The organism is Marinobacter sp. R17 (assembly GCF_003789045.1).
Lineage (GTDB): Bacteria > Pseudomonadota > Gammaproteobacteria > Pseudomonadales > Oleiphilaceae > Marinobacter_A > Marinobacter_A mangrovi.
This window is the reverse complement of the sequence record NZ_RHGZ01000018.1, coordinates 76,593-102,866: the sequence shown is the minus strand read 5'-3', so window position 1 is coordinate 102,866 and position 26,274 is coordinate 76,593. Positions and strand designations below refer to the sequence as shown.

The 26,274-nt window shown below is 62.4% G+C and carries 23 protein-coding genes; 17 read left to right on the top strand and 6 right to left on the bottom strand.

The window, feature by feature from the left end; translation table 11 throughout:
- Positions 1 to 241: 241 nt before the first annotated feature.
- Positions 242 to 1,663, bottom strand: a complete 1,422-nt coding sequence (gene hemN / locus EB809_RS13795; protein ID WP_123635407.1) for an oxygen-independent coproporphyrinogen III oxidase — start codon at positions 1,661 to 1,663, stop codon at positions 242 to 244.
- Positions 1,664 to 1,787: 124 nt separating this feature from the next.
- Between hemN and EB809_RS13790 the strand changes: the two genes are divergently transcribed.
- Both EB809_RS13790 and EB809_RS13785 read left to right on the top strand, forming a co-directional pair.
- Positions 1,788 to 3,320 (top strand): cryptochrome/photolyase family protein, encoded by a 1,533-nt coding sequence (locus EB809_RS13790; RefSeq protein WP_123635406.1) that lies wholly within the window; start codon positions 1,788 to 1,790, stop codon positions 3,318 to 3,320.
- A 102-nt stretch (positions 3,321 to 3,422) separates the two neighbouring features.
- A complete protein-coding gene (locus tag EB809_RS13785; RefSeq protein WP_123635405.1) occupies positions 3,423 to 4,658 on the top strand; it encodes a transporter substrate-binding domain-containing protein in 1,236 nt (411 codons plus the stop codon).
- A 9-nt stretch (positions 4,659 to 4,667) separates the two neighbouring features.
- Here the strand turns inward: EB809_RS13785 and EB809_RS13780 are convergent, their stop codons facing one another.
- On the bottom strand, positions 4,668 to 6,347 hold the full coding sequence (locus tag EB809_RS13780) for an HAD family hydrolase (RefSeq protein ID WP_123635404.1): 1,680 nt from the start codon (positions 6,345 to 6,347) through the stop codon (positions 4,668 to 4,670).
- Positions 6,348 to 6,412: 65 nt separating this feature from the next.
- Positions 6,413 to 6,979 carry a DUF2845 domain-containing protein gene (locus tag EB809_RS13775; RefSeq protein ID WP_123635403.1) on the bottom strand — a complete coding sequence of 189 codons (567 nt, stop codon included), beginning with the start codon at positions 6,977 to 6,979 and terminating at the stop codon, positions 6,413 to 6,415.
- 117 nt (positions 6,980 to 7,096) lie between these two features.
- On the opposite strand from EB809_RS13775, the gene EB809_RS13770 reads away from it, so the two are divergent.
- Both EB809_RS13770 and EB809_RS13765 read left to right on the top strand, forming a co-directional pair.
- Positions 7,097 to 7,255, top strand: coding sequence for a DUF2256 domain-containing protein (locus EB809_RS13770; RefSeq protein WP_123635402.1), 159 nt, complete (start codon positions 7,097 to 7,099; stop codon positions 7,253 to 7,255).
- Positions 7,252 to 8,775: an FAD-binding domain-containing protein gene (locus EB809_RS13765; RefSeq protein ID WP_123635401.1), complete on the top strand. Its 1,524-nt coding sequence runs from the start codon at positions 7,252 to 7,254 to the stop codon at positions 8,773 to 8,775. The genes EB809_RS13770 and EB809_RS13765 overlap by 4 nt, the downstream gene beginning before the upstream one ends.
- On the opposite strand, the gene EB809_RS13760 is transcribed toward EB809_RS13765, so the two are convergent.
- Positions 8,772 to 9,692 (bottom strand): AEC family transporter, encoded by a 921-nt coding sequence (locus tag EB809_RS13760; protein WP_123635400.1) that lies wholly within the window; start codon positions 9,690 to 9,692, stop codon positions 8,772 to 8,774. The genes EB809_RS13765 and EB809_RS13760 overlap by 4 nt on opposite strands.
- Before the next feature lie 112 nt (positions 9,693 to 9,804).
- On the opposite strand from EB809_RS13760, the gene EB809_RS13755 reads away from it, so the two are divergent.
- The 8 genes from EB809_RS13755 (at position 9,805) to EB809_RS13720 (ending at position 16,945) form a co-directional block, all read left to right on the top strand.
- Complete coding sequence (locus EB809_RS13755; RefSeq protein WP_123635399.1) at positions 9,805 to 10,245, top strand: hypothetical protein; 441 nt, start codon at positions 9,805 to 9,807, stop codon at positions 10,243 to 10,245.
- Positions 10,246 to 10,612: 367 nt separating this feature from the next.
- Positions 10,613 to 12,061, top strand: coding sequence for a Fe-S cluster assembly protein SufB (sufB, locus tag EB809_RS13750; RefSeq protein ID WP_123635398.1), 1,449 nt, complete (start codon positions 10,613 to 10,615; stop codon positions 12,059 to 12,061).
- 60 nt (positions 12,062 to 12,121) lie between these two features.
- A complete protein-coding gene (gene sufC, locus EB809_RS13745; RefSeq protein WP_123635397.1) occupies positions 12,122 to 12,889 on the top strand; it encodes a Fe-S cluster assembly ATPase SufC in 768 nt (255 codons plus the stop codon).
- A gap of 12 nt (positions 12,890 to 12,901) precedes the next feature.
- The gene (sufD, locus tag EB809_RS13740; protein WP_123635415.1) at positions 12,902 to 14,188 is read left to right on the top strand and encodes a Fe-S cluster assembly protein SufD; all 1,287 of its coding nucleotides are present in this window, start codon (positions 12,902 to 12,904) and stop codon (positions 14,186 to 14,188) included.
- 5 nt (positions 14,189 to 14,193) lie between these two features.
- Positions 14,194 to 15,441: an aminotransferase class V-fold PLP-dependent enzyme gene (locus EB809_RS13735; protein ID WP_123635396.1), complete on the top strand. Its 1,248-nt coding sequence runs from the start codon at positions 14,194 to 14,196 to the stop codon at positions 15,439 to 15,441.
- 40 nt (positions 15,442 to 15,481) lie between these two features.
- Positions 15,482 to 15,835 carry a HesB/IscA family protein gene (locus tag EB809_RS13730; RefSeq protein ID WP_123635395.1) on the top strand — a complete coding sequence of 118 codons (354 nt, stop codon included), beginning with the start codon at positions 15,482 to 15,484 and terminating at the stop codon, positions 15,833 to 15,835.
- Positions 15,836 to 15,864: 29 nt separating this feature from the next.
- Positions 15,865 to 16,407, top strand: coding sequence for a putative Fe-S cluster assembly protein SufT (gene sufT, locus EB809_RS13725; RefSeq protein WP_123635394.1), 543 nt, complete (start codon positions 15,865 to 15,867; stop codon positions 16,405 to 16,407).
- Positions 16,408 to 16,480: 73 nt separating this feature from the next.
- Positions 16,481 to 16,945, top strand: coding sequence for a SufE family protein (locus EB809_RS13720; RefSeq protein WP_123635393.1), 465 nt, complete (start codon positions 16,481 to 16,483; stop codon positions 16,943 to 16,945).
- 206 nt (positions 16,946 to 17,151) lie between these two features.
- Here EB809_RS13720 and EB809_RS13715 read toward each other — a convergent pair whose 3' ends face one another.
- Positions 17,152 to 18,342: a flagellar assembly protein T N-terminal domain-containing protein gene (locus EB809_RS13715; RefSeq protein ID WP_123635392.1), complete on the bottom strand. Its 1,191-nt coding sequence runs from the start codon at positions 18,340 to 18,342 to the stop codon at positions 17,152 to 17,154.
- A gap of 5 nt (positions 18,343 to 18,347) precedes the next feature.
- Complete coding sequence (locus tag EB809_RS13710) at positions 18,348 to 18,887, bottom strand: LPP20 family lipoprotein (RefSeq protein WP_123635391.1); 540 nt, start codon at positions 18,885 to 18,887, stop codon at positions 18,348 to 18,350.
- A gap of 274 nt (positions 18,888 to 19,161) precedes the next feature.
- Between EB809_RS13710 and EB809_RS13705 the strand changes: the two genes are divergently transcribed.
- The 5 genes from EB809_RS13705 (at position 19,162) to pntB (ending at position 26,239) form a co-directional block, all read left to right on the top strand.
- Positions 19,162 to 20,394 carry a conjugal transfer protein TraF gene (locus EB809_RS13705; RefSeq protein WP_123635390.1) on the top strand — a complete coding sequence of 411 codons (1,233 nt, stop codon included), beginning with the start codon at positions 19,162 to 19,164 and terminating at the stop codon, positions 20,392 to 20,394.
- Positions 20,395 to 20,493: 99 nt separating this feature from the next.
- Positions 20,494 to 21,639: a multifunctional CCA tRNA nucleotidyl transferase/2'3'-cyclic phosphodiesterase/2'nucleotidase/phosphatase gene (locus EB809_RS13700; RefSeq protein WP_123635389.1), complete on the top strand. Its 1,146-nt coding sequence runs from the start codon at positions 20,494 to 20,496 to the stop codon at positions 21,637 to 21,639.
- 55 nt (positions 21,640 to 21,694) lie between these two features.
- On the top strand, positions 21,695 to 22,873 hold the full coding sequence (locus EB809_RS13695) for an acetyl-CoA C-acetyltransferase (RefSeq protein ID WP_123635388.1): 1,179 nt from the start codon (positions 21,695 to 21,697) through the stop codon (positions 22,871 to 22,873).
- A gap of 388 nt (positions 22,874 to 23,261) precedes the next feature.
- A complete protein-coding gene (locus EB809_RS13690; RefSeq protein WP_123635387.1) occupies positions 23,262 to 24,830 on the top strand; it encodes a Re/Si-specific NAD(P)(+) transhydrogenase subunit alpha in 1,569 nt (522 codons plus the stop codon).
- Positions 24,831 to 24,841: 11 nt separating this feature from the next.
- On the top strand, positions 24,842 to 26,239 hold the full coding sequence (gene pntB / locus EB809_RS13685; RefSeq protein WP_123635386.1) for a Re/Si-specific NAD(P)(+) transhydrogenase subunit beta: 1,398 nt from the start codon (positions 24,842 to 24,844) through the stop codon (positions 26,237 to 26,239).
- Positions 26,240 to 26,274: the final 35 nt, after the last annotated feature.

Genomic DNA, 26,274 nt, shown 5'->3' with positions numbered 1-26,274 from the left:
ACTGCATCTTAAGATCCATTACACAAGTCTCTCTCCAGGGCATGGGCGCATCCTCCTTGCCCATACCGTAACTTGTGTCACCCATGTTCCCGGTTTGAGGTGTTACCTATGTTGCCGGTTTGCACACCCCCGGCCCCTCTCCCGCAAGGGGCGAGGGGAGCTCATGCCGCTAACTTGGGGTAAGAACGCCCTCTCCCCTGGCGGGAGAGGGTCGGGGAGAGGGGCTGGAGCTTCCGGCCACCTAAATAATCCGCGAAAACCGCTGCCCCACCCCTTTCGCCCGATAGGCGTCGAACACCTGGCAGATGGCCCGGATCAGCAGCCGTCCCGGCTCGTGCACCACCAGCTTCCTCTCACCAATGCTCACCAAGCCATCCAGCTCCATCACGCAAAGCCGTTGCAATTCCTCTTCGAAATAGCTGCCAAACGAATGGTGCCAGTTGGATTCAAACCGGGCGTATTCCAACTCGAACTGGCAAATCAATTGACCAATGACCCAACGGCGAATCCGGTCGTCTTCCGTCAGCGCCACGCCCCGAATGGTCGCCAGCTCGCCCGCGTCGATCCGGGCCTCCCACGCCTTCAGGTCGTGAGCGTTCTGGAAATAGGCGTGCCCGGTCTGACCGATAGCGGATACCCCCAGTGCGACCAGGTCGCAGTCGGCGTGGGTGGTGTAGCCCTGGAAATTACGATGCAGGCGTCCTTCCCGCTGGGCAACCGCCAGGGAATCGTCCGGCAGCGCAAAATGGTCCATGCCGATGTACTGGTAACCGGCGTCCAGCAGCCGGTCGATGGTCTGGTGCAGGATCGTCAGCTTGTCGGCCGGTGACGGCAGCGTCTCATCCTTGATACGGGTTTGTGGAAAAAACCGCTCCGGCAGATGGGCATAACTGAAAACCGACAGGCGATCGGGGCGCATTTCGATCACCGAATCCACCGTCTCGGCAAACGATGCCGGCGTCTGGTAGGGCAAACCGTAGATCAGGTCCAGGTTGATGGAGCCGAATCCCCGCTTCCGGGCCTCGACCATCACATCCTCGACCATACGCTGGGGCTGCAATCGGTTGACCGCTTTTTGCACCTGCGGGTTGAAATCCTGCACGCCCAGACTGATGCGGTTGAAACCGAGTTCGGCCAGTTGGGCCAGCGTCTCTTCAGCCAGCTCGCGAGGGTCGATTTCGATACTGAAATCCCGGGCTTCGCCGGTCTCCAGGTTGAAGATCTCACGATAGCCCGCCATCAGGTGCTGCATCGCCTGACGTGGCAGGAAGGTCGGGGTGCCTCCGCCCCAGTGCAATTGACTGACGGTTCGTTTCACACCAAACAGGTCGGCCTGCAACCGCGCCTCTCGCAGTAGCCGTTCGACGTAGGGCATCGCCAGATCGCGCTTGCGGGTGACCACTTTGTTGCAGGCGCAGTAGTAGCAAAGCCGGGCGCAGAACGGCACGTGCGTGTACAGGGACAGGTCCCGTCCGCTTGCCGCGCTGGCCCGGGCTGACTCGGCCATGTCGGCGGCCGTGAACCGGTCGGTGAACTCAACAGCCGTGGGATAGGACGTATAGCGCGGGCCGCTCAGGTCATAGCGCCGGATCAGCGATTCGTTCCAGAAAGCGGTGGACGGGGACACAGGGGATTCTTGGCAAAAGGCGGACTGGACGGGCATGGCTCATTCCACATCAATGATTGGCACGATGCAGTCTACGCCGCTGGACGGATGTCACATTGACCTGGATCAGCATGAACCGGGAAAGGCCCGACGGCGTATCTTCGTCCCAAAGGAGATTCCGATGCGCCACCTGACCCTGATCCTCGGCGACCAGCTGACACTGGACATCAGCGCCCTGCGGGAGGCCGATCCCGAACAGGACGCCATCGTGATGGCGGAAGTCAGCGACGAGGCGAACTACACCAATCACCACAAAAAGAAGATCGTCCTGCTTTTCAGCGCCATGCGGCATTTCGCCCGGGAGCTGGAAAACAACGGCTGGACCGTGCATTACCATGCCTACGATCCCGACAGCCCGCATCACAGTCTGCTGGATGTGATCCGCGAACGGGTCGGGCAACATCAACCTGAGAAGGTCATCACCACCGAATGTGGCGAGTACCGCCTGGACGCCGCCATTCGCCAATGGCACGAGTCGCTGAACGTCCCGGTCGAGATCCGTCCCGACGACCGCTTTATCGCAACCAAGAGAGAGTTTGCCCGCTGGGCCGAGGGCCGCAAGCAATTGCGCATGGAATATTTCTACCGGGAAATGCGCAGGAAAACCGGCTTGCTGATGACGCCCGACGGCAAGCCCGAAGGCGGCGAATGGAATTACGACGCGGACAACCGCAAGAAGTGGACGGGCAAACCACCGGCGCCGGCCCCGTTCCGGGTGGAACCGGACGCCATCACTCGCGACGTGATCGAGCTTGTGGACGACACCTTTTCCGATCATTTCGGCACCACCGACGACTTTCATTTCGCCGTCACGGCCGGGGATGCCGAAGCCGCCCTCGCCCATTTCCTGGACTTTGCCCTGCCCTGCTTCGGCGACTACCAGGATGCCATGTCGGACCAGGAAGACTGGCTGTTCCACTCGATCCTGTCGCCCTACATCAACTGCGGCCTGCTGGATCCCCTGGGCGTGTGCGAGGCGGCCGCCCGGCATTACTACAGCGGCCAGGCGCCGCTGAATGCGGTGGAAGGCTTTATCCGCCAGATCATTGGCTGGCGTGAATTCGTGCGCGGCATCTATTGGCTGCTGATGCCGGAATACGCCAAGGAAAACCGGCTGGGCAATGACCGCGACCTGCCCTGGTTCTACTGGACCGGCGAGACCGGCATGCGCTGTATGCACAAAGCCATCGACGCCACCCGTCGCAACGGCTACGCCCATCACATTCAACGTCTGATGGTGACCGGCAACTTCGCCCTGCTGGCCGGCGTCAAACCGGAAGAGATCTGCGATTGGTACCTGGCGGTCTACGCCGACGCCTACGACTGGGTGGAACTGCCCAACACCCTGGGCATGGTGATGCACGCCGATGGCGGCTACCTGGGTTCCAAACCCTACGCCGCCAGCGGCAAATACATCCAGCGCATGTCGGACTACTGCAGTCACTGCCGCTACAACGTCAGCGAGGCAACCACCGAAGGCGCCTGCCCGTTTAACGCCCTTTACTGGCACTTTATCCACAGGCATCGTCGCGATTTCGAGGGCAATCCGCGCATGGGCATGATGTACCGCAACTGGGACCGGCAGAAACCCGAGCGGCGGGACGCCCTGCTGGCCCGGGCGGAATGGCTGCTCGACAATCTGGAGACTTTGTAATCATCCGAAGGCGATTACGCCGCCACCAATCACTTGCGACTGCTACACTTTCTCCCGCAAGAACAAGTATATTGGCGTCGGCATACGTTCCACGGGTCGGGTATGAAGTTCTGCGCTCCCTACATTCTGCTCTTGGGCTGTCTGGCGGCGACATCCGCGCTGGCCACACAGCCGTTGCAAATTTATGCCCCCGAAGCCGCCCCCTATCAATATGAAATGGCCGGCGAAGTTCACGGCACCACGGTGGAAGCCCTGCGCTGCGCCCTGAATGAAACCAGCTGGCGCCCCGAAGTTCATATTGTGCCGCAACGGCGTGGCATCCATTCCCTGCGAACCGGCGTGATTGATGGCTACATGGCCATCACGCCCTCCGACGACATCGACCAGTTTGCGACGTTAAGCGCGCCGCTGGCGCTGGAGAAGTGGTACCTCTACTCCCGGGAGCCCGTCAGCCTGAGCAAGGCCCGCCTGGGCGCCATTGCCGGCAGCAACGAGTCGATCTGGCTCCACAAGAAAGGACTGACACCCCGCATGCAGGTGTCGTCGCTGGGGCAACTGGTCGCCCTGATCGAGCGTGACCGTATTGACGCCATGGTCGTCGACCAGCGCGTGATGGAGCGTTACCTGAAAGACGCCCGCGACAACCGTTCCGCACCGCGCGTTCAACTGCAACGCCAGTTCATCCGGTTTGCGCCATTGGGCCTGTATGTGGGGAAGAATTTCCTGGCGGCGCACCCCCGTTTCCTGGCGCGGTTCAACGACAACCTCGACGACTGCGTCAGCTCGGGTTTCCAACTGGAGGACAGCGAGCGCCAACTCATCCAGCGGCAGTCCACTACCCTGCTGGACCAGGCGATCAGCGAACTGGCGATCCAGGACACCCTGAGCAACCCGCCCCCACCCAGCACCCTGGCCGACATCCTGATGATCGACGAAATCTGGCAGGCCTCCACGGCCGACGCGCCCAGTGAAGAGGCGCAGCACATCCTGGAGCGCCCCCTGTCCAAGGCACTGCGCCAGTGGCAGGAACAGCAACATGGCCGGGTGACGGAAACCATGGTGATGGACGCCCAGGGCTCCCTGGTGGCCTCCAGCCAGATGACCAGCGATTACTGGCAGGGGGACGAAGACAAATTCCGCGTGGTCGCTGCCGATCCGGGCGACGGCTTCTATATTGGCCCGGTCCGCTACGATGCGTCAGCTCAACACTTCCAGGTGATCGCCTCCCGCGCCCTGCACGATCCCCGCAGCGGCGAGCTGATCGGCGCCGTGGCACTCGGGATAGATATCGAGAAGGCCTTAAGTGGCCAGGTCCTGGCAGACGTCACGTCGCCTTAATCGTACCGGTCAGGGAGGACCCACTTCACAGGCCAGCACCAGCGCCCAGAATTCCGAGAAGTCATTAACCACCACGTCCGGCTTGTGGGGATGACGATGAGTGCCCGGGAAAATATTGTGCAGCCACGGCAGATCCCACAGGGCGCCATTGAAGAAGACGCCCGTCATGCCCGCACGCTTGGCGGCAATGATGTCGGTGGTGCTGTCACCGACGTACCAGACGCGGGGTCCCACCGGATAATCCAGTTTTTCCGCGGCCAGGATCAACTGATCCGGATGCGGTTTGCGCAGGGGGGTGTCGTCGCCACACACCTCGGTATCGAACAGATGCTGCCAACCGGTGCCCTCCACCGCTGCCAGTTCGTGCTCGAAGAACTCCCGGTCCCGGTTGGTGATCACGCCCACCCGGATGCCCAGTTTGCGGATGCCACGCAGCATCTGGCTGACCTTGGGTTCGAACGCCGTGACCGTCCCATAGTGATTGCGGTAGTGCCGGTTGAATGCCGTGTGAGCGATGGCCTTGGCATCCTGATCGTCGCCGAACAGCACTTCGAAAATGTCCGTGCGCGAGATTTTGCGGTCTGCCCGCACCTTGGGATGCAGTTGGGCGTATTCCCTCACATAGGCAACCAGACGGGCGTCTTCCGGCGTCTTGCTGTCCTCCGGTTCGAGCAGGCGTTCCATCAACCCCAACTGGCGAAACTCCGGCAGCATATCGTCCACGGCGTGGTACATGGCATCCAGCGTGTCCACCAGCGTGGCGTGCCAGTCAAAAAGAATCGCCTCCGGCCGGACCAGTTTCGCCACCGCCGGATGCCAGTCCGGCTCGACTCTTGGCTGGGGCGTCACGGGCGGCCGATAGGCCGCTGGCCGCACATCGGCAACCGCCCGCCGGAACGCACCGCCAGGGAACGCCGCCAGCTCGTCCATCAGGCTTTCGAAACTCTCGAGCACCAGGGACGGCCGATCCTGTTTGCGGAACCAGCTGTCGATCTTCTGCGGATCCCAGCCCGAGCCGTTATAGAACACCGCGGTGATGCCGGCGTTATTGGCCGTAACCATGTCGGTGTAACCGTCGCCGACGTACCAGACGTGCGCATCCACTGGCAGGCCGACCTTATCAGCCGCGCTCTGGATCATCTCCGGATCCGGCTTGTAATGCACCACATCGTCGGCGCAGACGGTGGCATCGAACAACTCCAGCCAGCGGCCGTCTTCCAGGGTGCTCAGCTCGGTGTCGAGGAATTCCCGGTTGCGGTTGGTAGCCACCACCAGCTTGATGCCCAGTTCACGGCAGGCCAGAAGGTAGTCCACGATGCCCTCCTGGAAGGGCTTCACCTGACCGAAGTATTTGCGATAGCAGGCGTTGTAGGCCTCGTGCGCAATGGCCTTGGCTTCGCGGTCGTCGCCAAAGATGGCGTTGAAGATATCGGTCCTCGACACCCGACGCTCCGCCAGGATGCGCGGATGCAGTCGCCGGAAGATACGGATGTAGCGCACCAGCCGGGCATCCTCCGGCGTATTGCATTGGTCTTCGGGCAGCAAATGCTCGACCAGCCCGAGATCTTCAAGCTGGGGCAGCATTTCCTCCATCGCGCTGAACATGGCGTCGTGGGTGTCGACCAGGGTGCCGTGCCAGTCGAACAGCAGGGCGTCGGGCACGGCGAGTCCGTCATCACGGGTCCGCAACGGCGTATCTCCTCTTGAATGATCCCCGGGACCGAAGGCACCCGGGTTTCCTGGAAAGATAGTGTCTATCGCGCCGGTTTGCCGGTGCTCTCCACCCGGGTAATCCGGCCATTACGGAAAGTCACAACCCGGCGGAACTCGTTACGCCCGAATTCGTACAGCCACTCTTCCTGCGGATAGGCGGCGGTCAGCCCGCCGTAGTTCCGGTTGTCCTGGTAGGGCACGATCCACTCAACGTGCTTGGACAGTGGATCGCCACAACGGCGCACAATCTCGAATTCGTTCATGCCCTCGCGAAGATCGTTGGGTTTGCAATCACCGGCAGCACCGGGCAGGAACCCATACCCCATGCTTTCTTCCTTGGTGAGCTTGCCGTTGCGGAACACCAGTCGTCTGACGAACCCACTGGGGCCGGGGTTGTAGTACCAGTGCTCCACCGTCTGGACGATGCCGATGCCGGGCAACGACGCCTCGGGATACACCGCCACGTAGTCCGGTTGGCCGCAACGTTCTTCGACCTCCACCGGCCAGTCGCCCACATCCACGAGGCCGGTGCCACAGCGGAATGCCGCCTGGGACAGCGCCGGCCAGATCGCCAGCAGCGCCAGTGTGAAGGTTATCGTCAGTCGCATGAGGCCTCCCCGGACATACTCATCTCTTTTCGGAGTGTGGCACGGTCGGACCGCCCGGTCATCCGTCGACCGGAACACCACGTAGCTTTGACAGAATACGCACAGGATCGTCGCCCGATGCACCGCAAAAACCATCTCCCCGAAAAGCACTGCGCCGTCTGCGGCCGCCCCTTTGCCTGGCGTCGCAAATGGGCCCGCGACTGGGATCAGGTGCGTTACTGCAGCGAGCGTTGCCGACGCCATAAGCATCAAGCCGGCGAGGCGAACGCCCGATGACCACCGTCGTCTGGTTCAAACGCGACCTGCGCGTGGCGGACCACGCCCCCTTGTTGGCGGCCGTCGAACGGGGCGAGCCGGTTATCCCGCTCTACGTGGTCGAGCCGGAATACTGGCAACGTCCGGATACCAGCGAGCGGCACTGGGCGTTTATCGCGGACAGCCTGGCTGAACTGGACGCGGCATTGCGCAAGCGGGGCAGCCAGCTGAGGGTGCAAACCGGAGCCGTGGTCGACGTGCTGCACTTATTGAAACAGGCCACCGGGTTCACCCACCTGCACGCCCATGAGGAAACCGGCAACGACTGGACCTTCCAGCGGGACCGGGCGGTCATCGAATGGTGTGCCGGGAACGGCGTCCAGTTTCAGGAGTGGCGGCAGTTCGGCGTGGTCCGCCGACTGGCCGACAGGGACCTGTGGGACGATGCCTGGCAGCAGCTGATGCGACAACCCGTGCTGGAAGCACCGGCGCAAATTCCGGCGGCGCCCGGTGTTCCAGGCGCTTGTGACCTGACGACACCAACACTGGCGTATACCCTCGCCTGCCCCGGCCGACAGAAAGGTGGCATGGCCGCGGGCGAAAAGCTGCTGGACAGCTTCCTGGCCCGGCGCTGCATTGGCTACCAGTACAACATTTCCAGCCCCAACACGGCGGTCAAAGGGTGCTCGCGGCTGAGCCCGCACATCGCCTACGGCACGGTCAGCCTGCGATCCATCTATCAGCAGACCAAAGCCAACGGCGATCATCCGTCCAGCTTACCGAGGCGACAGGCCAGCCTGCGCAGCTTTCGCTCCCGTCTGCACTGGCACTGCCACTTCATCCAGAAGCTGGAAGACGAACCCAACCTCGAATTCCGCGCCATTCACCGGGAATTGGAAACGCTCAAGCAGGGCCCCAACGATGGCGAACGGCTGGCGCGATGGGCGGAGGGGCAAACCGGCTGGCCGCTGGTGGATGCGGCCATGCGGGCTCTGCGGGAGACCGGCTGGATCAACTTCTGCATGCGCGCCATGCTGATGGCCGTGGCCAGCTACCAGCTCTGGCTGCACTGGCGCGATCCGGCCCTGCACCTGGCCCGCCTGTTCACCGACTTCGAGCCGGGCATCCATTACCCCCAGGCCCAGATGCAGAGCGGCCTGACCGGCATCAACGCCCTGCGCATCTACAACCCGGAGCTGCAGTCCCGCAAGCTGGATCCGAATGGCACCTTCATCCGCCGCTGGATTCCCGAACTGGAAGGCGTGCCGGATGAGTTTATCCACAGCCCCTGGCACATGACCCGGGACCAGCACGCGCGTTATGGTGGACAGTCATACACAACGCCGATCTGTGACCATGAACAGGCCGCCCGCGAAGCCCGTCAGGCGGTGAGCGAGTTTCGCAAGAATCACGTCACACGGGCGGAAACCGACCGGGTTCTCAAGCGCCACGGCAGCCGTAAGGGCCCGCGCCAGAATCGGCCGAAGGTGCGAGGCAAGCAGCAGGACGACAGCAACCAGCTGTCACTGTTCGGCGATTAGGCCAGGAAGATGGCGACCATTACCGGGATATACGCCAGCGCAAACAGCGTGCTCAGCAGCGTGGTGCCCGCCGCCTGGCGCGGGGAGGCGTCGAGCAGCGTCGCGATGACCACGGTATTGGCGGCGATCGGTGTGATGGAGACCAGGAAAATGGCCCGGTAGACCGCCTCGTCGTAGAAGCCGAACCAGTGACTGTCGAGCCACCAGAACAGCAGAGCCGCGACAGGCCAGACCACGAACTTGCCGAAGAAGGCGAGCGCGGTGAAGCGCACATTCCCCAACAGGCCCCGGAAATTCAGGATACTCATGCCCACGATCATCATCCCGAGAATACTGTAGGCCCCACGCAGGTTGTCGAACAGGGGCTGGAACACGGCCGGTATGGCCACGTCACTGAGATTGAGCACGACACCCAGCAGGAACGCGTAAATGGCCGGCAGGCGGACCACCCGGGCCAGACAGTCCCGGGCGCTGTAGCGCCCTCGCCCGGCCAGGTAATAGCCCACGGAGTTCTCGAACAGCGTGGTGCCCAGCATGCAGACGATGTAGAGCGCCACACCCTCCTCACCGAACAGCAACAGCGCCACGGGAATGCCGAAGTAGCCGGTGTTCCCCGTGCCCACCGCCAGCGGGATGATGCTGGCCGTGCCGTCCGAAAGGATGCGCTTGCCGATGGCCAGGTGCAAAAGACTCACGCCGGTACAGAAGCCGAACACGATCACCGGCATCAGCAGCACTTCCGGCGTCAGCGGCGCGGCCATGACCCCGGAGAAAATCACCGACGGCGTCACGATGTAGAGCATGATGCCGGCAATATGGCGACCACTGGCCTCCAGATAGCGCCCTGCAACCCAGCCCAATGCCACGGTGATGTACAGCGGCAATAGCTTCACAAACAGGGACAGGACAACGGCCATGGGGCGGAACAACCTCTGGAAAACGGATTGAGTCACAGCGTGACGGGCAAAGGAGGACTAGCATAGAGTATTCAGACGACTGAGCCACCCCCGCTTACCCTGGACACTGTTCATGCTGTTAAAGATCGCCCGCGTTGCCAGCCTCCTGCTTTTCGTTCTCACTCTCCCCGCTGCCGCCGATACCCTGGCCAGCCCCGACGCCATCAAGACCCAGACCCAGGCCTTCATGACGCAGGTGAAACAGGGCGAAGTGGCGGAAGCCTATGCGGGCCTTGCCCCCTACCTCGGCGTGCCCCGAAAGCCGTTCGATGCCTCCGCCAAGGAAGCCGACACCTACTTCCAGAAAGTCTTCGATCGCGCCGGCAGGACGGTGGGCACATCTCGGGTCAAACGCGAAGCCATCGCCGACGACTTCTACCGGGAAACCTGGCTGCAGAAATTCGCCGAGGCCGCCATGGCGTGGCAGTTCACCTTCTATCAGGCGGATCAGGGCTGGAAACTGGTGGGCATCAGTTACACCACGGACATTGAATCGCTCTATGCGCCTTATTAGCGCCGGCCGTTCCGATCACGACAGACAGTAACCAAACGCCCCCGGATGCGTTATAATGCGCGGCTTTCCGGGTGGCTCCGGCAACCCGAAAGTCCGGCGAAGGCCCTGCCCGCAGAGACCTCAGGTACGACCATTTAATACCTGACTATTTTACTCTGATATTGTACAATCCTCCCCCAGAAGACCCACCATAAGAACGACAAGGGCGTCAGCATCGACCGGGGAACCGATCACCGGCCGGTAACGTAACGCCTGTAGAAAACGGGGAAGGCAGATTTCCGGGCATGGCAACGGCCATGGCCAACACGCAAATAGAGCCTGCAGGCCATTCAACGTGCCTGCATCTGAGAGAGACGGAGCGACGATCATGGCGAACACCGACAAACAGGTGAACGAGCTGATCAAACGGGAATACGAACACGGGTTCGTGACCGAAATCGAAGCCGAAACGTTTGAGCCCGGCCTGAACGAAGACATCATCGGGCGCCTTTCCGCCATCAAGAAAGAGCCCCAGTTCATGCTGGACTGGCGCCTGAAAGCCTACCGTCGCTGGCTGGAAATGGACGAGCCGAACTGGGCGCATGTCGGCTACCCGAAAATCGATTACAACGCGATTTCCTATTACTCGGCGCCCAAGCGTAAAGAGGACATGCCCCAGAGCCTCGACGACGTCGATCCGGAACTCCTGAAAACCTACGAGAAGCTGGGCATCCCCCTGCACGAGCGCGAGAAGCTCGCAGGCGTTGCCGTTGATGCGGTTTTCGACTCGGTTTCTGTCGCGACGACGTTCAAGGAGCCGCTGGCCAAGGCCGGTGTCATCTTCTGCTCGATTTCCGAGGCGATTCAGGACTACCCGGAACTGGTGCAGAAATACCTGGGCTCCGTGGTACCGGCGGGCGACAACTTCTTCGCCGGTCTCAACTCGGCCGTGTTCTCCGACGGCACCTTCGTCTACGTGCCCAAGGGTGTGCGCTGCCCCATGGAGCTGTCCACGTACTTCCGTATCAACGCGGCCAACACCGGGCAGTTTGAGCGGACCCTGATCATTGCCGACGAAGGCAGCTACGTCAGCTATCTGGAAGGCTGCACCGCCCCCATGCGGGACGAAAACCAGTTGCACGCCGCCGTGGTGGAACTGGTTGCCCTGGACGATGCGCAGATCAAGTATTCGACTGTCCAGAACTGGTACCCGGGGGACGAGAACGGCAAAGGCGGGATCTTCAACTTCGTCACCAAGCGCGGCGCCTGCATTGGCAAGAACTCCAAGATCTCCTGGACGCAGGTCGAGACCGGCTCTGCCGTCACCTGGAAATACCCGAGCTGCGTGCTGCGTGGCGAGAACAGCGTGGGCGAGTTCTACTCCGTGGCGCTGACCAACAACTACCAGCAGGCGGATACCGGCACCAAGATGGTCCACCTGGGCAAGAACACGTCCAGCACCATCATCTCCAAGGGGATTTCCGCCGGCCGCTCCAGCAACGCCTACCGCGGACTGGTCAAGTTCGGCCCCGGCGCGGAAGGCGCGCGCAACTTTACCCAGTGCGACTCGCTGCTGATCGGCGATCAGTGCGCGGCCCACACGTTCCCGTACATCGAGAGCAAGAACAAGGGCGCCATTGTCGAGCACGAGGCGACCACGTCCAAGGTGAGCGACGAGCAGATGTTCCTGTGCCGCCAGCGCGGTATCGATCCGGAACAGGCGGTCTCCATGATCGTCAACGGCTTCTGTAAGGAAGTCTTCAAGGAGCTGCCGATGGAATTTGCGGTCGAGGCCGGCAAGTTGCTGGAAGTCAGCCTCGAAGGGTCCGTAGGTTAATCAACGCCTGCTATCGCACACGCACACAGAATTCAGGAATTCAGAGAGAGACCATCATCCATGCTGAGCATTCGTAACCTGCACGCCGCCGTCGATGGCAAGGAAATCCTCAAGGGGATCGACCTGGAGATCAAACCGGGCGAAGTCCACGCCATCATGGGTCCGAACGGCTCCGGCAAGAGCACCCTGTCTGCGGTCCTGGCCGGCAACGAAGCCTACGAGGTGACCGAAGGTGAGGTCCTGCTCGATGGCGAGAACCTGCTGGACAAGGAAACCGAAGAGCGCGCCCGCGATGGCATCTTCCTGGCATTCCAGTACCCGGTGGAAATTCCCGGCGTCAGCAACCTTCAATTCCTGCGCACCGCGGTGAACGCCATGCGCGTGCATCGCGGCCTGGAAGAGCTCAGCGCGGTGGACTTCATGAAGCTGGCCAAGGAAACCACCAAGCAGGTGGACCTGGACCCGGCCTTCCTCAAGCGCGGCGTCAACGAAGGCTTCTCCGGCGGTGAGAAGAAGCGCAACGAGATTCTGCAGGCCCTGCTGCTGGAACCGCGTCTGGCGATCCTGGACGAGACCGACTCCGGTCTGGACATCGACGCCCTGAAGGTCGTGGCCGACGGCGTCAACGCCCTGCGCTCCCCGGAGCGCGCCGTGCTGATGGTCACCCACTACCAACGCCTGCTGAACCACATCGTACCGGACTACGTGCACGTACTGGCCGGCGGCAAGATCGTCAAATCCGGCGGCCGCGAACTGGCCCTGGAACTGGAAGAGCGCGGCTACGGCTGGCTCGGCATCAAGGACAGCGACGAAGTCGAGGCCGGCTGAGGGGTGGTTATGATGAAAGCAGCACCGACCCTGTCCAGCGCCTTCCTCGAAGCGGCAGGCAGCAACCTGCCGGCGCCGCTGAAGACCCTGCGCGAACAGCGCGGCAAGGCCCTGGCGGACATGCCGCTGCCCACGCGCAAGACGGAAAACTGGAAGTACTCCAGTCGTTATCTCAAGCTGACGAACGAACTGGCCGCCAGCCTGCCGTCCGGCCGGAATTCAGGCCCGGGCCTGGCAGTAGACGGCTACCACGTCGTGATCCACAACGGCGTGCTGGTGCCGGAAGCCAGCGATTTCCCGGACGTGGACGGCATCGAGATCCGCAGTTTTGTCGATCTGGATGATGAGACTGCCCAGCAACTGGCCGATCGCCTGGACAACACGCTGGACAACAACGCCGTGCAAATGGCGCGCCTGAACACGGCTCGTTTCGAAGACGGCCTGTATATCCGGCTGCGCCAGGACGCCGTCCTGGATCGCCCGCTGTTCGTCATCTTTGAAGCGGACGCGGAAGCGGCCGGCTCGGTCTATCCCCGCATCTACGTGGACGCGGGCGCGAACAGTCAGATGACCCTGGTGGAAGAATACATCTCCACCGGCGACCAGACAGCCCTGGTGGATGCGGTTACCGAATTCAGCCTGGCGGATGGCGCCAACGTCACCAACGTGCGCCTGTCTTTGGAAGGCGAGAACATCCATCACATCGGCGCCACCGGCGCCCGCCTGCTGGGCCACGCCCGGCTGGACAGCCATTGCGTCGGCTTTGGCGGCCCGCTGCGCCGTCACGACCTGCAGGTGCGCCTGGAAGCCCCGGGCGCCAACTGCCGCCTCAACGGCGTCGCCGTCACCCAGGACAAACAGCATTTCGACAACCACACTACCATTGAGCACGTGGCGCCGCACTGCGACAGCGAGGAAACCTATCGCAACATTGCCGCGGACGAGTCCCACGCGATCTTCAATGGCCGTATCCACATCCATAAGGATGCGCAGAAGTCGAATGCCAACATGAGCAACAAGAACCTGCTGCTCTCCACCGGCGCGGAAATCGACACCAAGCCGGAACTGGAAATCTACGCCGACGACGTGAAATGCGCCCACGGCGCCACCGTTGGTCAGCTCGACGAGACTGCCCTGTTCTACCTGGTGTCCCGCGGCATCGACCGCCGTGAAGCCAACACGCTGCTGAGCATGGCGTTCATCAACGAGCTGATCGAGCAGATTCCGGTGGAAGCCGTTCGGGAAACCGTACAAGCGCGCCTGAACCGGTTTATCGAACAAGCGTTCGAAGGAGCCTGAACACCATGACGGATCTTGCGGCAGCCCAAAAAACCCTGGACGTGAACGCCGTTCGCAGGGACTTCCCGATCCTGGCCGAAACGGTCAACGGCAAGCCCCTGGTGTACCTGGACAATGGCGCCTCGGCCCAAAAGCCCGTTGCGGTCCTGGACGCCATGGAGCGCTATTACCGCGAGTGCCATTCCAACGTGCACCGCGGCGCCCACACCCTGGGTGACCGCGCCACGGCGGCATTCGAGGGCGCCCGCGAGACCGTCCGTCGCTTCATCAACGCGGCCAGCACCCGTCAGGTGATCTGGACCCGCGGCACCACCGAAGCCATCAACACCATCGCCAACGGCCTGGCCGACCGGCTGCAACCGGGTGACGAAATCCTCGTCAGCACCATGGAGCACCACGCCAACATCGTGCCCTGGCAGATGGTGGCCCAGCGCACCGGTGCCAAGGTGCTGCCGATCCAGGTCACGCCTCAGGGCGAGCTGGATTTGGACGCGCTGGACAGCCTGCTGCAGAGCGATCGCGCCCGCATCCTCGCGGTGACGCATGTGTCCAACGTGCTGGGCACCGTGAACCCGGTTCGCGAACTGATCGCCAAGGCGAAAGCGAAAGGCATGCTGACCGTGATTGATGGCGCCCAGGCCGTACCCCATTACCGCCCGGACGTGCAGGCGCTGGACTGCGACTTCTATGCCTTCTCCGGCCACAAGCTGTTCGGCCCGACCGGCATCGGCGTGCTCTATGGCCGCGAAGCGCTGCTGGAAGAGATGGAGCCCTTCATGGGCGGGGGCGAGATGATCGAACGGGTCTCCTTCGAGCGGACCACCTGGAACACCCTGCCCTACAAGTTCGAGGCGGGCACACCACCGATCGCCGAGGCGGTCGGACTGGGCGCGGCCATCGACTATGTCGAGGGCCTGGGCCGCAACGCCCTGGAGACCGCCGAACAGGCCCTGCTGCAGCGGGCCAACGAATTGGTGGAGACCGTACCGGGCATGACCGTGATCGGCACCGCGAAAGAAAAAGTGCCGGTGCTGTCCTTTAAAATCGACGGTCTGCACCCCAGTGACATAGGGACCCTGCTCGACCAGCAGGGCATTGCAATCCGTACCGGCCATCACTGCGCCATGCCGCTGATGGAGTTCTTCTGTGTGCCGGGCACCGCTCGCGCGTCCTTTGCGTTCTACAACACACTGGACGAAGTGGAGCAGTTCTTTGCGGCCCTGCAGAAGATCCAGCGACTGTTCGCAGAGTAAAACCAGATTGATTGCGGATTGAGACATCGGGAGGCGAAACATGACGGCTGAAACCTTTACCCCCAGCGTTGGCGTGACCCTGACACCGGCCGCCATCGCCCACGTGCGCAAGCAGCTCGCCAGCAAACCGGAAGCCCGCGGCATTCGCCTGGCCATCCGCAAGAGCGGCTGCTCCGGCTTCATGTACGAGACCGAGTGGGTGACCGAACAGGGCGACGACGATGCGATCTTCAATTTCGAGGACGTCGACGTCTATGTGGCCCGCAAGGATCTGCCCGTCGTCAACGGCACCGAAATCGACTTCATTCGGGAAGGCCTGAACTCCATGTTCCACTTCCGCAACCCGAATGCGACAGCCGAGTGCGGTTGCGGCGAAAGCTTCTCCATTTCCTGATTCACTGATTAGCGAGGCGTATCCGATCCATGGCCGAACGCGAAGTTGTCCTGACCAAGCGCGAAGTGGAAGCCCGGCTGGTGCCCTCCGGCACTGAAATCATGATCCCGGCCGACACCTTCGTCACCATCACCCAGTCCCTGGGCGGCACCTTTACCGTGGCCGTCAACGGGAATCTGGCGCGGGTGGAAGGCCATGACGCGGACGCCCTGGGCAAGGAACCGCCCCAGAGCAGCTACGACACGCCGGAAGACGGCACCGTCAACGAGAACCAGGTCTGGGAGGCCATGCGCAGCTGCTACGACCCGGAAATCCCGGTCAACGTGGTGGAGCTGGGGCTGATCTACGACTGCCAGATCACCAACGACACGCCCGACGGCAACCAGGTCTACATCCTGATGACCCTGACCGCCGCCGGTTGCGGCATGGGTCCGGTGATTACCGACGACGTCAAGCGCAAGGTGGAGCATGTACCGAACGTGGACAAGGTCACCGTGGAACTGACCTTCGACCCGCCCTGGAACAACGACATGCTGTCGGACGAAGCCAAGCTTGAGCTGGGGATGCTGTAGGCATTCCCTTGCACCACCGCCGCCGATGCGGTTCACTGCTCACCAAACCCGACCAACAATTCCCTGATCCGTTATGACTGCAGCCGCCCAACAATTCCTCGACAACCCGCTCGGCCAGGGCGTTACCCTCGACGACGTCAACGAAGCCTTCGAATTCCTGGACGACTGGGAAGAGCGCTACGCCTACATCATCGACCTGGGCAAGCAACTGCCGGCCTTCCCGGACGATGAAAAGGTGGAAGAGAACTACGTGCACGGCTGTCAGAGCCAGGTGTGGCTGATCCACTACCTGGATCCGGACAGCGGTCGCCTGTTCCTGATGATCGACAGCGATGCCATGATCGTGCGCGGTCTGGCCGCGATCATCCTGATTGCCCTGAACGGCAAACTGCCGAGGGATCTGCTGTCCGTGGATGTGGACGAGCTGTTCGAGCGCCTGGATCTATTTCGTCACATCTCCCCGACGCGTGGCAACGGCCTGCGGGCAATGGTCGGGAAGATTCGGGATATTGCGGTTAAAGAGGAAACCGGGGCCTAAGTCGAGCCACCAGGCCAGGCACCTCTCCGTAGGTTGGGCTGACGCAGGAAGCCCAACAATACCAGACTCACGTAGCATGTACTGCCGAACCGACTGCTCGTTGCCTGCCACAACGGCTCGTATCGGGGGCATTTGAGGCCTCCCGTGTTGGGCTTCCTGCGTCAGCCCAACCTACCGGCGTTACAACACCGAGCGCTGGCTACGGGTCACCAGATAATCGCAATATCGTCCCGCTGCAAATTCTTGATGCCGCCCTGCTCCGGCATCAGACCGCTGCTGAAATCCGGGTGAACGTGATTGACGGTCATGGTGACCTCGGCATCGCGCAGCTCCGGTGTGGTGCCCGGCGAATCGAAGAACTGGTAACTGCGATAGAGTTGCAGCTTGTCGCCCGGCCGCAGGCCCGCCGTGGCACCGGAGCGCAGGTAGACCTGCTGGCCGTCGACGCGGCTGATCCGGGTAATGAACGGCTGGCAGGCCAGGGCCTGATTGACCGCCTGCTCCATGTCACCCATCACCTTGCCCACCGCCTTGCCATAGTCCGTGTCATTGAACGCCGGCGAGCCGAACCCGACGGACGCCGTCATATCCTCATTCCAGGTGCCGCTGGTCACAAACCGCTTCTGATAGACCGGTGAACCGCTGAAGCCGTCATACACCATCAGGTCGGCCACGAACTGACGTTCCTGGTTCTTCATGCCCAGCCCCCGGGACATCCGATCCAGAATCGACGTACCCCAGGCGGTCGGATCCGCCAGCGACATATCCCGAATCACCCCGGTGACGACAAACTGCACGTCCAGCTCTTTGGCCAGCTGAATCACGTTCGTCAGACTGTTGTCGAAACGCTGCTGCGTCGGCGCATTGCCAATATCCGGGAAAAGCTGCACCTGGGTGGCACCGAACACCTGAACGGCGCCATCGCCCTGCAAGCGGCCCAGTAGCTGCTGCGGCAACACTTCGCCGGCATCGCTGATACGCCCCATTCGGGCATCGCCGGGATTCAGCATCGGGAAACCGGTAATCGCCACTCTTTTTCGCAGGCGCGCCGCGTCCCGGGCGGCACACTGCTGGCCGCGGGACATGTCCGCCTCCACCGTCAGGCGCAGCAGGTTACCGCGACGCTGCTCCTCAATCACCCGGACCTGTCGGGCCTGAGCCCGGGAGGCCACCGTCAGCCGAGAATCCGTGAGCACGCCGTTTTCCATCGTATCCTGGCTGGATACCTGCGCCTCGTATTGCAGAGCGGCGTCCCGCAAAGCGGCGTTTCGAGCCTCTTCCCGCGCGGCATTCATATCACCGTTAACAATCACTGCCTGACCGGTACCCTGCACCCACGCCGCCGAGACAGCGCCACTGAGCAACAAGCCGACCAGTAACAGAATCCCTCGCCTCATGCCGATCACTCCAGGTAATAGAGGGAGTCGACGTTGTCGGCGGCCACATCGCCCCGGCGGTCATTGCCGGACGGCATGGGAATCGCGCAGCGCTCGGCCACCTCACGGTCGTCAGACATGGCCACGCAGGCCCGGAAGCGCGGTTCCAGCTTGAGCTCCATCACCGACTCAACCACACCGTCGCTGTGCTCGTTGACGGCGACCAGCTTGGCGCCGCGGATGTAGCTGTCGACATAAGCCCGGAAGTTGTCGTTGTGCAGCACGAAGTCGTTGACCGTGGAGCTGCCATAGACCACCGTCCCGTATACCCGTTCGGCCAGGGCGCGATAGGCATCGAGCTTGGAAGCACGGCGAGCCAGCAGGCGCTTGCGGGTGTCGAGGCGATCATCCGCACTGTTTTCATAGGTGCCGAACCCACTGACTCGAACCACTATCGGCTCCAGTCGCTCTGGATCGATGTTCCTGCCCTGAGTGCCCGAGCCTGACGTGGCGCAACCGGCCAGACCAACCGCGGCAAGACTCAGGATCATCAAAAAACGCTTCATCTTTTTCTCCGGCGAAAATGCAGCTTTGCCACCCACCATGAAAAAATCACGCCAGAAGTGCCAAACCGCTGACAGCACTGGAATAAACCCGTCAAACCCAGAACCCGATGGCGGCAAGCGGCAAGAGCTGTCCGCCCAGTGAACCCGGCCACAGGATCGCAAAAAGCCACGTCCCGTAACCGTCTGGTCACACAACCGGCGGGCCGCTTGAACTATAGTGCGGGGCACTTCCGGGAGGAAGCTCGACAACCAGAACAATGGGAGAAGTCACCCAATGAAGCACGCACGCCTTGTCCTGGCGATTGGCCTCGCGGCCACCACCGGGACTGCAATTGCCGGGCCGCAGAGCTTTACCACGGCCCGTTCCTTTGCCATGGGAGGCACCGGTGTCGCCGTGGCGCAACCCGCGTCCGCCAACACCGCCAATCCGGCCATGATGGCCATGCAACAACACGACTGGGCCAATGATTTTGGCCTGATCCTGCCGTCGGTGAACGCCCGCATGGCAGACGATGAGAAAGTCGTCGACCAGATTGACGACATCCAGGACACCATCGACCTCCTCAACCAGCAAGTGGATGCCGCCAACTTCACCGGCGTACAACAGAGCGCCGGGCGCCTGCAGAACCAGCTGGTGGAACTCGACCGCGATACCGTGCGGGCCGACGCCGGCGTGGGTATCAGCGTGGCGGTTCCCAGCTCGTCGATTTCCGTCGGTGTGTTTACCGACGCCACCCTGCGCGCCACCGGCCGCGGCAACGTGGCCGACAGCGACATCGCCCTGCTGGAAGCCATCAAGAACAACCCGGCCCTGGCCGCCGGTATCGATGACATCGGCGATCAGCTCAACTCGGACGGTACGGTGATTGCCGCCGCCCAGGGCGAAGTCGGGCTCAGCATGGCCAAGGCGTTTACACTGGCGAACGACAACACGCTGTCGATCGGCGTGTCCCCCAAGTACGTGCAGCTGCGCACCTTCGAGTACGTGCAGGAAGTCAGCGACTTTGACGACAGCGACTTCAACGCCAGTGAATACGAGACCAAGAAAAACGGCTTCAACGCCGATCTGGGCACGGCCTATCGCTTCGGTAAAAACCAACACTGGACCGCCGGACTGAGCGTGCGCAACATCATCCCCATGGAGCTGGATTCGAAGTCCGGCCGCACCTACGAACTGGATCCGAAAGCCACCGTAGGCATCGCCCATCGCGGCGACATGCACGTCCTGACCGCTGAAGCGGACCTGACCAAGAACAAGGCATTCGGTTACGGGGATGACACCCAGTGGATTGCCCTGGGCGCCGAGTTCGACGCGTTCCGGGCCGTGCAGCTGCGTACCGGTGTCCGCCATAACCTGGCCAGCAATGACAACAACGACGGCATCGAGGAGACCACCCAGTACACCTTCGGTCTGGGCTTCTCGCCGTTTGGCGCCCACCTGGAAGTGGCCGGCCTGTTCAGCGACACCGAAGTCGGTGGCGCTGTGGAGCTCGGCGCGGCTTTCTGACGACCGCCATCACCCGCCACACCGGTCCCGCAGCGGGCCGGTGTTGCTCACGCCCCCGTTGATCCTGATAATCCCGTTGACGCAACGACAGGATCACGCATGAATATCTATCTCGTAGGTGGCGCGGTACGCGATGCCTTGTTGGGCCGCCCGGTCAAGGACCGGGACTGGGTCGTGGTCGGCGCCACGCCGGAGGACATGATCCGGCAAGGCTTCCGACAGGTCGGCGCGGACTTCCCCGTCTTCCTTCATCCGCAGAGCAACGAGGAATACGCCCTGGCCCGCACCGAACGCAAGCGCGGCCACGGCTATCACGGCTTCGTGGTCCACAGCGCGCCCGACGTGACCCTGGAAGACGATCTGCGCCGCCGCGATCTCACCATCAACGCCATGGCCCAGGCCGAGGACGGCTCCATTGTCGACCCTTTCAACGGCCAAGCCGATCTGGAAAAGCGCCTGCTGCGGCACGTGTCCCCCGCGTTCGCCGAAGATCCCCTGCGCATCCTGCGGGTAGCGCGCTTCGCCGCCCGTTTTGCACCGCTGGGTTTCTGCATTGCCGAGGAGACCCGGGCGCTGATGCGCACGATGGTAGAAGCCGGCGAAGTGGAGCACCTGGTGCCGGAGCGCATCTGGCAGGAAATGCAGCGCGCGCTGCTGGAAGCCTCGCCGACGGTCTTTTTCAGTGTGCTGCAGGACTGCGGCGCGCTGGCGATCCTGATGCCGTCGCTGGCCACCGCCATGGAACAGGAACCGGCACCCAACGCGTTACGCGCCCTGCAATTTGCCAGTGAACTGAGCGAGTCGCTCACCATCCGCTTCGCCGCGTTGACCGGTAGCCTGCAGGATGCGGCCGGCGTCGACAGCCTGTGCGACCGGTTAAAAGCGCCGAACGATTGCCGCGCCCTGGCCACGCATCTGGCGGCCAACGCCGATGACCTGCTGGGCGAGGCCCGTAACGATCCCGGCCTGTTGCTGGCCATCCTCGACCGATGCGATGCCTGGCGGCGGCCGGAGCGTTTCGATGAGCTGCTGGTCGCCATCCGGGCTGTGGGTCTGGCGCGTCGTATCGACTTCAACCCATTGCCTATCCAGGATGCGGTGAGAGCCGCCAAGGCCGTCGATCCCCGTACCCTGATGGATGAGGGGTATCAGGGCAAGGAACTGGGGCTGGCCATCCGGCGTCGACGCCACCAGATCATCAGTGACAGCCTGGATCTGACACGATCCGGCGGCATGGAACCTTAGTGCCCCGGAATTCAGTTACAATGCCGGGATAAATCTTATAACGGGAGAAAGCATCATGCGTGACGTTGTCATTGCGGCGGCCCGCCGAACGGCCATTGGCACCTTCGGTGGCGGCCTGTCGAGCCTGCGTGCTGACCAGCTTGGGTCAGCTGTGATCAAGGCCCTGCTTGAGGAAACCGGCATTGCTGGCGAACAGGTCGACGAAGTGGTCCTCGGCCAGGTCCTGACCGCGGGCTGCGGCCAAAACCCGGCCCGCCAGGCGGCCATCAACGCCGGTCTGCCCGCGGGCGTTCCGGCACTGACCATCAACAAGGTCTGCGGTTCCGGCCTGAAAGCCGTTCACATGGCCGTCCAGTCCATTCGCTGCGGCGACGCCGACCTGATCATCGCCGGCGGCCAGGAAAGCATGAGCCAGGCACCCCACGTGCTGCCCAACAGCCGCAACGGCCAGCGCATGGGCGACTGGAAGCTGGTCGACACCATGGTCAACGACGGCCTTTGGGACGCCTTCAACGGCTACCATATGGGCATTACCGCCGAAAACATCGTGGAAAAATACGGCATCTCCCGGGAAGAGCAGGACAATTTTGCCGCAGCGTCCCAGCAAAAAGCCGCTGCCGCCCGTGAAGCCGGTTACTTCGACGGCCAGATCGTGCCGGTCACGATCCCGCAACGCAAAGGCGATCCGCTGGTCGTGGACAAGGACGAAGGCCCGCGCGCCGGCGTGACCGGCGAAAGCCTGGCCAAGCTGAAGCCGGCCTTCAAGAAAGACGGCTCCGTGACGGCGGGCAACGCGTCGTCCATTAATGATGGCGCCGCTGCGGTCGTGGTCTGCAGCGCTGAAAAAGCCCAGGCCCTGGGACTGACGCCGCTGGCGACCATCCGCGCCCATGCCAGCGCCGGCGTGGACCCGCAGATCATGGGCACCGGTCCGATTCCCGCCACCCGTCGCTGCCTGGAGCGCGCCGGCTGGTCCGTCGACGACCTCGACCTGATCGAAGCCAACGAGGCCTTCGCCGCGCAGGCCATCTCCGTCAACCGGGACCTGGGCTGGAATACCGACAACGTGAACGTCAACGGCGGCGCCATCGCCCTGGGCCACCCGATTGGTGCGTCAGGTTGTCGCATCCTCGTCACCCTGCTGCATGAAATGCAACGCCGGGACGCCAAAAAAGGTCTGGCTACCCTCTGTATCGGTGGCGGCATGGGCGTCGCGCTGGCCGTCGAACGCTAAGCCTCTCGAGGTGCCAACAGGCCGGTAGCGCACTCGCTGCCGGCCCTGCTTACTCCGCTTGTCCCGATTAACCGCCTCCCCACGTCAGACCGGCTATCCACGCGCGTCAGACAATGATTCATAATCGCCATTCTGTCTAAAAAACACCCAAAGCGGTCAATTAATGTCTATACGTATTTACCGACTTATGGTACAACCGCACCCCCTCGCCAGATGAGCGATTCCGGCGAGTAACGGTGATGTCCGAAACTGCCGGATCGACTCAGGGAATGAAAAACTCGGAAAAAGAATAATTTGGATAGACAGATATCCTGGCCCGCTTCGTGTAGGCTATGCGGCCAAATAAAAAACGGACACCCGTAACAGACGTCAATAGAGAGATTTGCACATGAAAATTGGCATCCCCAAGGAATGCCATCCCGGCGAAAACCGGGTGGCAGCAACGCCGGCGTCCGTCGGCAAGCTGATCAAGCTTGGCCATACGGTCGTTGTCGAAACTGGTGCAGGTGACGCCGCGAAGTATCATGACGATGCCTATCGCGAAGCCGGCGCCGAGATTGCGGAAAACGCACGCGACCTCTGGTCCGCTGCAGAATTCATCCTGAAAGTCCGCGGCCCTGGCTACAACAAAGAGGCCGATCTGGACGAGACCAGCCTGATCAAGGACGACAGCTATCTGCTGAGCTTCCTGTGGCCGGCACAGAATCCTGAAATGCTGGAGACACTGGCGTCCAAGAACGTCACCGCCTTCTCCATCGACGCCCTGCCCCGCATCAGTCGCGCCCAGAAAATGGACGCCCTGAGCGCCATGGGCAACATCGCCGGCTACCGCGCGGTGGTTGAAGCCTCCAACCGCTTCGGCCGCTTTTTCACCGGTCAGGTTACCGCGGCCGGTAAAGTACCGCCCGCCAAGGTCATGGTCATCGGTGCCGGTGTCGCCGGTCTGGCGGCCATCGGTGCAGCCCGCAGCATGGGCGCCATCGTGCGCGCCTTCGATACCCGCCTGGAAGTGAAAGAACAGGTGGAAAGCATGGGCGCCGACTTCCTGGAGCTGGACTTCGAGGAAGACGGCAGCGGCAGCGGCGGCTACGCCAAGCAGATGAGCAAAGAGTTCATCGAGGCGGAAATGGCCCTGTTCATGGAACAGGCCAAGGAAGTCGACATCATCATCACCACCGCCCTGATCCCGGGCAAGCCGGCCCCGCGCCTGATTACCGCCGACATGGTTCGCGCCATGAAGCCGGGCGGCGTGGTCGTGGATCTGGCCGCCGAACAGGGTGGCAACTGCGAGCTGACCCAGCCGGGTGAAGTCGCGGTCGAGAACGGCGTCAGCATCGTCGGCTACACCGACCTGCCAAGCCGGATGGCGAGCGTGTCCTCCGACCTGTACGCCACCAACCTGTGGCACTTGCTGGGCGAACTCACGCCGGAGAAAGACGGCGAGATCAACGTCAACATGGAAGACACCGTCATCCGTGGCGTGACCGTGACCCACGAAGGCAAGGTCACCTGGCCGGCCCCGCAGCCGGAGAAGCCTGCGCCCAAACCGGCCCAGCCGAAGCCGGCCGCACAACCGGCCAGCGACGAGGCCGAAGACGGCAAATCCGGCGCCAAGGCGTTCTGGAAAGGCGCCCTGCTGGTCGCCACCGTCGCGGCCCTGTACGGCATCGGTGCCTACGCACCGACGTCCTTCCTGTCCCACTTCACGGTCTTCGTGCTGGCCTGTTTTGTCGGCTGGCAGGTGATCTGGAACGTGACAGCATCACTCCATACCCCTCTCATGAGTGTGACCAACGCCATCAGCGGCATCATCGTGATCGGCGCCGTCCTGCACCTGGCCCAGGCGCAGAACCTGGTGATCGGTATTCTCGCGTTCTTCGCGGTGCTGATTGCCTGTATCAACATCGGTGGGGGCTTCCGGGTCACCTACCGCATGCTCAAGATGTTCCATAGGTAAGGAGAGCGACCATGTCACAAGGATTAATTACAGTCGCCTACGTGGCCGCTAGTGTCCTGTTTATTCTGAGCCTGGGCGGCCTGAGCCACCAGGAAACCGCCCGTCGCGGTAACGTCTACGGCATCGCCGGTATTCTCATCGCCATCGCCGCCACCATGGCCGGCATGGGTGCGGGCTGGATGATGACCCTGGTGGCCATCGCCATCGGTGGCGCTATCGGTATCGTCATCGCCAACAAGGTGGAAATGACCCAGATGCCCCAGCTGGTGGCCCTGCTGCACAGCTTCGTGGGTCTGGCCGCGGTGCTGGTCGGCTTTGCCGGCTTCGTCGAGCCGCTGGTCGACACCCACGGTGCGGAGCACACCATCAAGCTGGTGGAAGTGTTCGTCGGCATCTTCATCGGTGCGGTGACCTTCACCGGTTCCCTGATTGCCTGCGGCAAGCTGGACGGCCGTATCGCCAGCAAGGCACTGACCTTGCCGGGTCGCCACCTGATGAACCTGATCATCATCGCGGCCTGCATCGGCCTGGGTGGCTGGTTCCTGACCACCGACAGCATGGTCGAAGGCCTGCTGGCCCTGGCCATCATGACCGCCCTGGCGTGCATTCTGGGTATCCACCTGATCATGGCGATCGGTGGTGCGGACATGCCGGTTGTGGTGTCCATGCTCAACAGTTATTCCGGTTGGGCGGCGTCCGCCATCGGCTTCATGCTGGGCAACGACCTGCTGATCGTGACCGGCGCCCTGGTGGGCAGTAGCGGTGCGATCCTGAGCTACATCATGTGTAAGGCGATGAACCGCTCCTTCGTGAGCGTCATCCTGGGCGGCTTCGGTCAGACCAGTTCCAGCTCCGCTGCGGTGGACGGCGACCTGACCATCAACGAAACCTCCATCGATGAAGTGGCCGACGAGCTGCGCAACGCGGACTCCGTGATCATCGCACCGGGTTACGGCATGGCCGTCGCCCAGGCCCAGAACGCGGTCAGCGAGATCACCCAGTTCCTGCGCAAGCGGGGCGTCAACGTGCGCTTCGCGATCCATCCGGTGGCCGGTCGTCTGCCGGGGCACATGAACGTGCTGCTGGCCGAGGCCCACGTGCCGTATGACATCGTGCTGGAAATGGATGAGATCAACGAAGACTTCCCCGAGACCGACGTGGTCCTGGTGATCGGTGCCAACGACACGGTCAACCCGAGCGCCGCGGAAGACCCGGGCAGCCCGATTGCCGGTATGCCGGTTCTGGAAGTCTGGAAAGCGCGCCAGGTCGTGGTCCTCAAGCGGGGCATGTCCGCCGGTTACTCCGGTGTGGAAAACCCGCTGTTCTTCAAGGAGAACACCCACATGCTGTTCGGCGATGCTCACGAGAGCACCAGCCGCCTGCTCAGCAACCTGACCTCAGGCGACTGATAGAGCCGCCTCAGAGAGACCGTGTGGGAACGTCG

Bases quoted from the DNA above. Each gene is read 5' to 3' on its own strand.
- hemN (WP_123635407.1), bottom strand. From the start codon at position 1,663: ATGCCCGTCCAGTCCGCCTTTTGCCAAGAATCCCCTGTGTCCCCGTCC.
- EB809_RS13790 (WP_123635406.1), top strand. From the start codon at position 1,788: ATGCGCCACCTGACCCTGATCCTCGGCGACCAGCTGACACTGGACATC.
- EB809_RS13785 (WP_123635405.1), top strand. From the start codon at position 3,423: ATGAAGTTCTGCGCTCCCTACATTCTGCTCTTGGGCTGTCTGGCGGCG.
- EB809_RS13775 (WP_123635403.1), bottom strand. From the start codon at position 6,979: ATGCGACTGACGATAACCTTCACACTGGCGCTGCTGGCGATCTGGCCG.
- EB809_RS13770 (WP_123635402.1), top strand. From the start codon at position 7,097: ATGCACCGCAAAAACCATCTCCCCGAAAAGCACTGCGCCGTCTGCGGC.
- EB809_RS13765 (WP_123635401.1), top strand. From the start codon at position 7,252: ATGACCACCGTCGTCTGGTTCAAACGCGACCTGCGCGTGGCGGACCAC.
- EB809_RS13760 (WP_123635400.1), bottom strand. From the start codon at position 9,692: ATGGCCGTTGTCCTGTCCCTGTTTGTGAAGCTATTGCCGCTGTACATC.
- EB809_RS13755 (WP_123635399.1), top strand. From the start codon at position 9,805: ATGCTGTTAAAGATCGCCCGCGTTGCCAGCCTCCTGCTTTTCGTTCTC.
- sufB (WP_123635398.1), top strand. From the start codon at position 10,613: ATGGCGAACACCGACAAACAGGTGAACGAGCTGATCAAACGGGAATAC.
- sufC (WP_123635397.1), top strand. From the start codon at position 12,122: ATGCTGAGCATTCGTAACCTGCACGCCGCCGTCGATGGCAAGGAAATC.
- sufD (WP_123635415.1), top strand. From the start codon at position 12,902: ATGAAAGCAGCACCGACCCTGTCCAGCGCCTTCCTCGAAGCGGCAGGC.
- EB809_RS13735 (WP_123635396.1), top strand. From the start codon at position 14,194: ATGACGGATCTTGCGGCAGCCCAAAAAACCCTGGACGTGAACGCCGTT.
- EB809_RS13730 (WP_123635395.1), top strand. From the start codon at position 15,482: ATGACGGCTGAAACCTTTACCCCCAGCGTTGGCGTGACCCTGACACCG.
- sufT (WP_123635394.1), top strand. From the start codon at position 15,865: ATGGCCGAACGCGAAGTTGTCCTGACCAAGCGCGAAGTGGAAGCCCGG.
- EB809_RS13720 (WP_123635393.1), top strand. From the start codon at position 16,481: ATGACTGCAGCCGCCCAACAATTCCTCGACAACCCGCTCGGCCAGGGC.
- EB809_RS13715 (WP_123635392.1), bottom strand. From the start codon at position 18,342: ATGAGGCGAGGGATTCTGTTACTGGTCGGCTTGTTGCTCAGTGGCGCT.
- EB809_RS13710 (WP_123635391.1), bottom strand. From the start codon at position 18,887: ATGAAGCGTTTTTTGATGATCCTGAGTCTTGCCGCGGTTGGTCTGGCC.
- EB809_RS13705 (WP_123635390.1), top strand. From the start codon at position 19,162: ATGAAGCACGCACGCCTTGTCCTGGCGATTGGCCTCGCGGCCACCACC.
- EB809_RS13700 (WP_123635389.1), top strand. From the start codon at position 20,494: ATGAATATCTATCTCGTAGGTGGCGCGGTACGCGATGCCTTGTTGGGC.
- EB809_RS13695 (WP_123635388.1), top strand. From the start codon at position 21,695: ATGCGTGACGTTGTCATTGCGGCGGCCCGCCGAACGGCCATTGGCACC.
- EB809_RS13690 (WP_123635387.1), top strand. From the start codon at position 23,262: ATGAAAATTGGCATCCCCAAGGAATGCCATCCCGGCGAAAACCGGGTG.
- pntB (WP_123635386.1), top strand. From the start codon at position 24,842: ATGTCACAAGGATTAATTACAGTCGCCTACGTGGCCGCTAGTGTCCTG.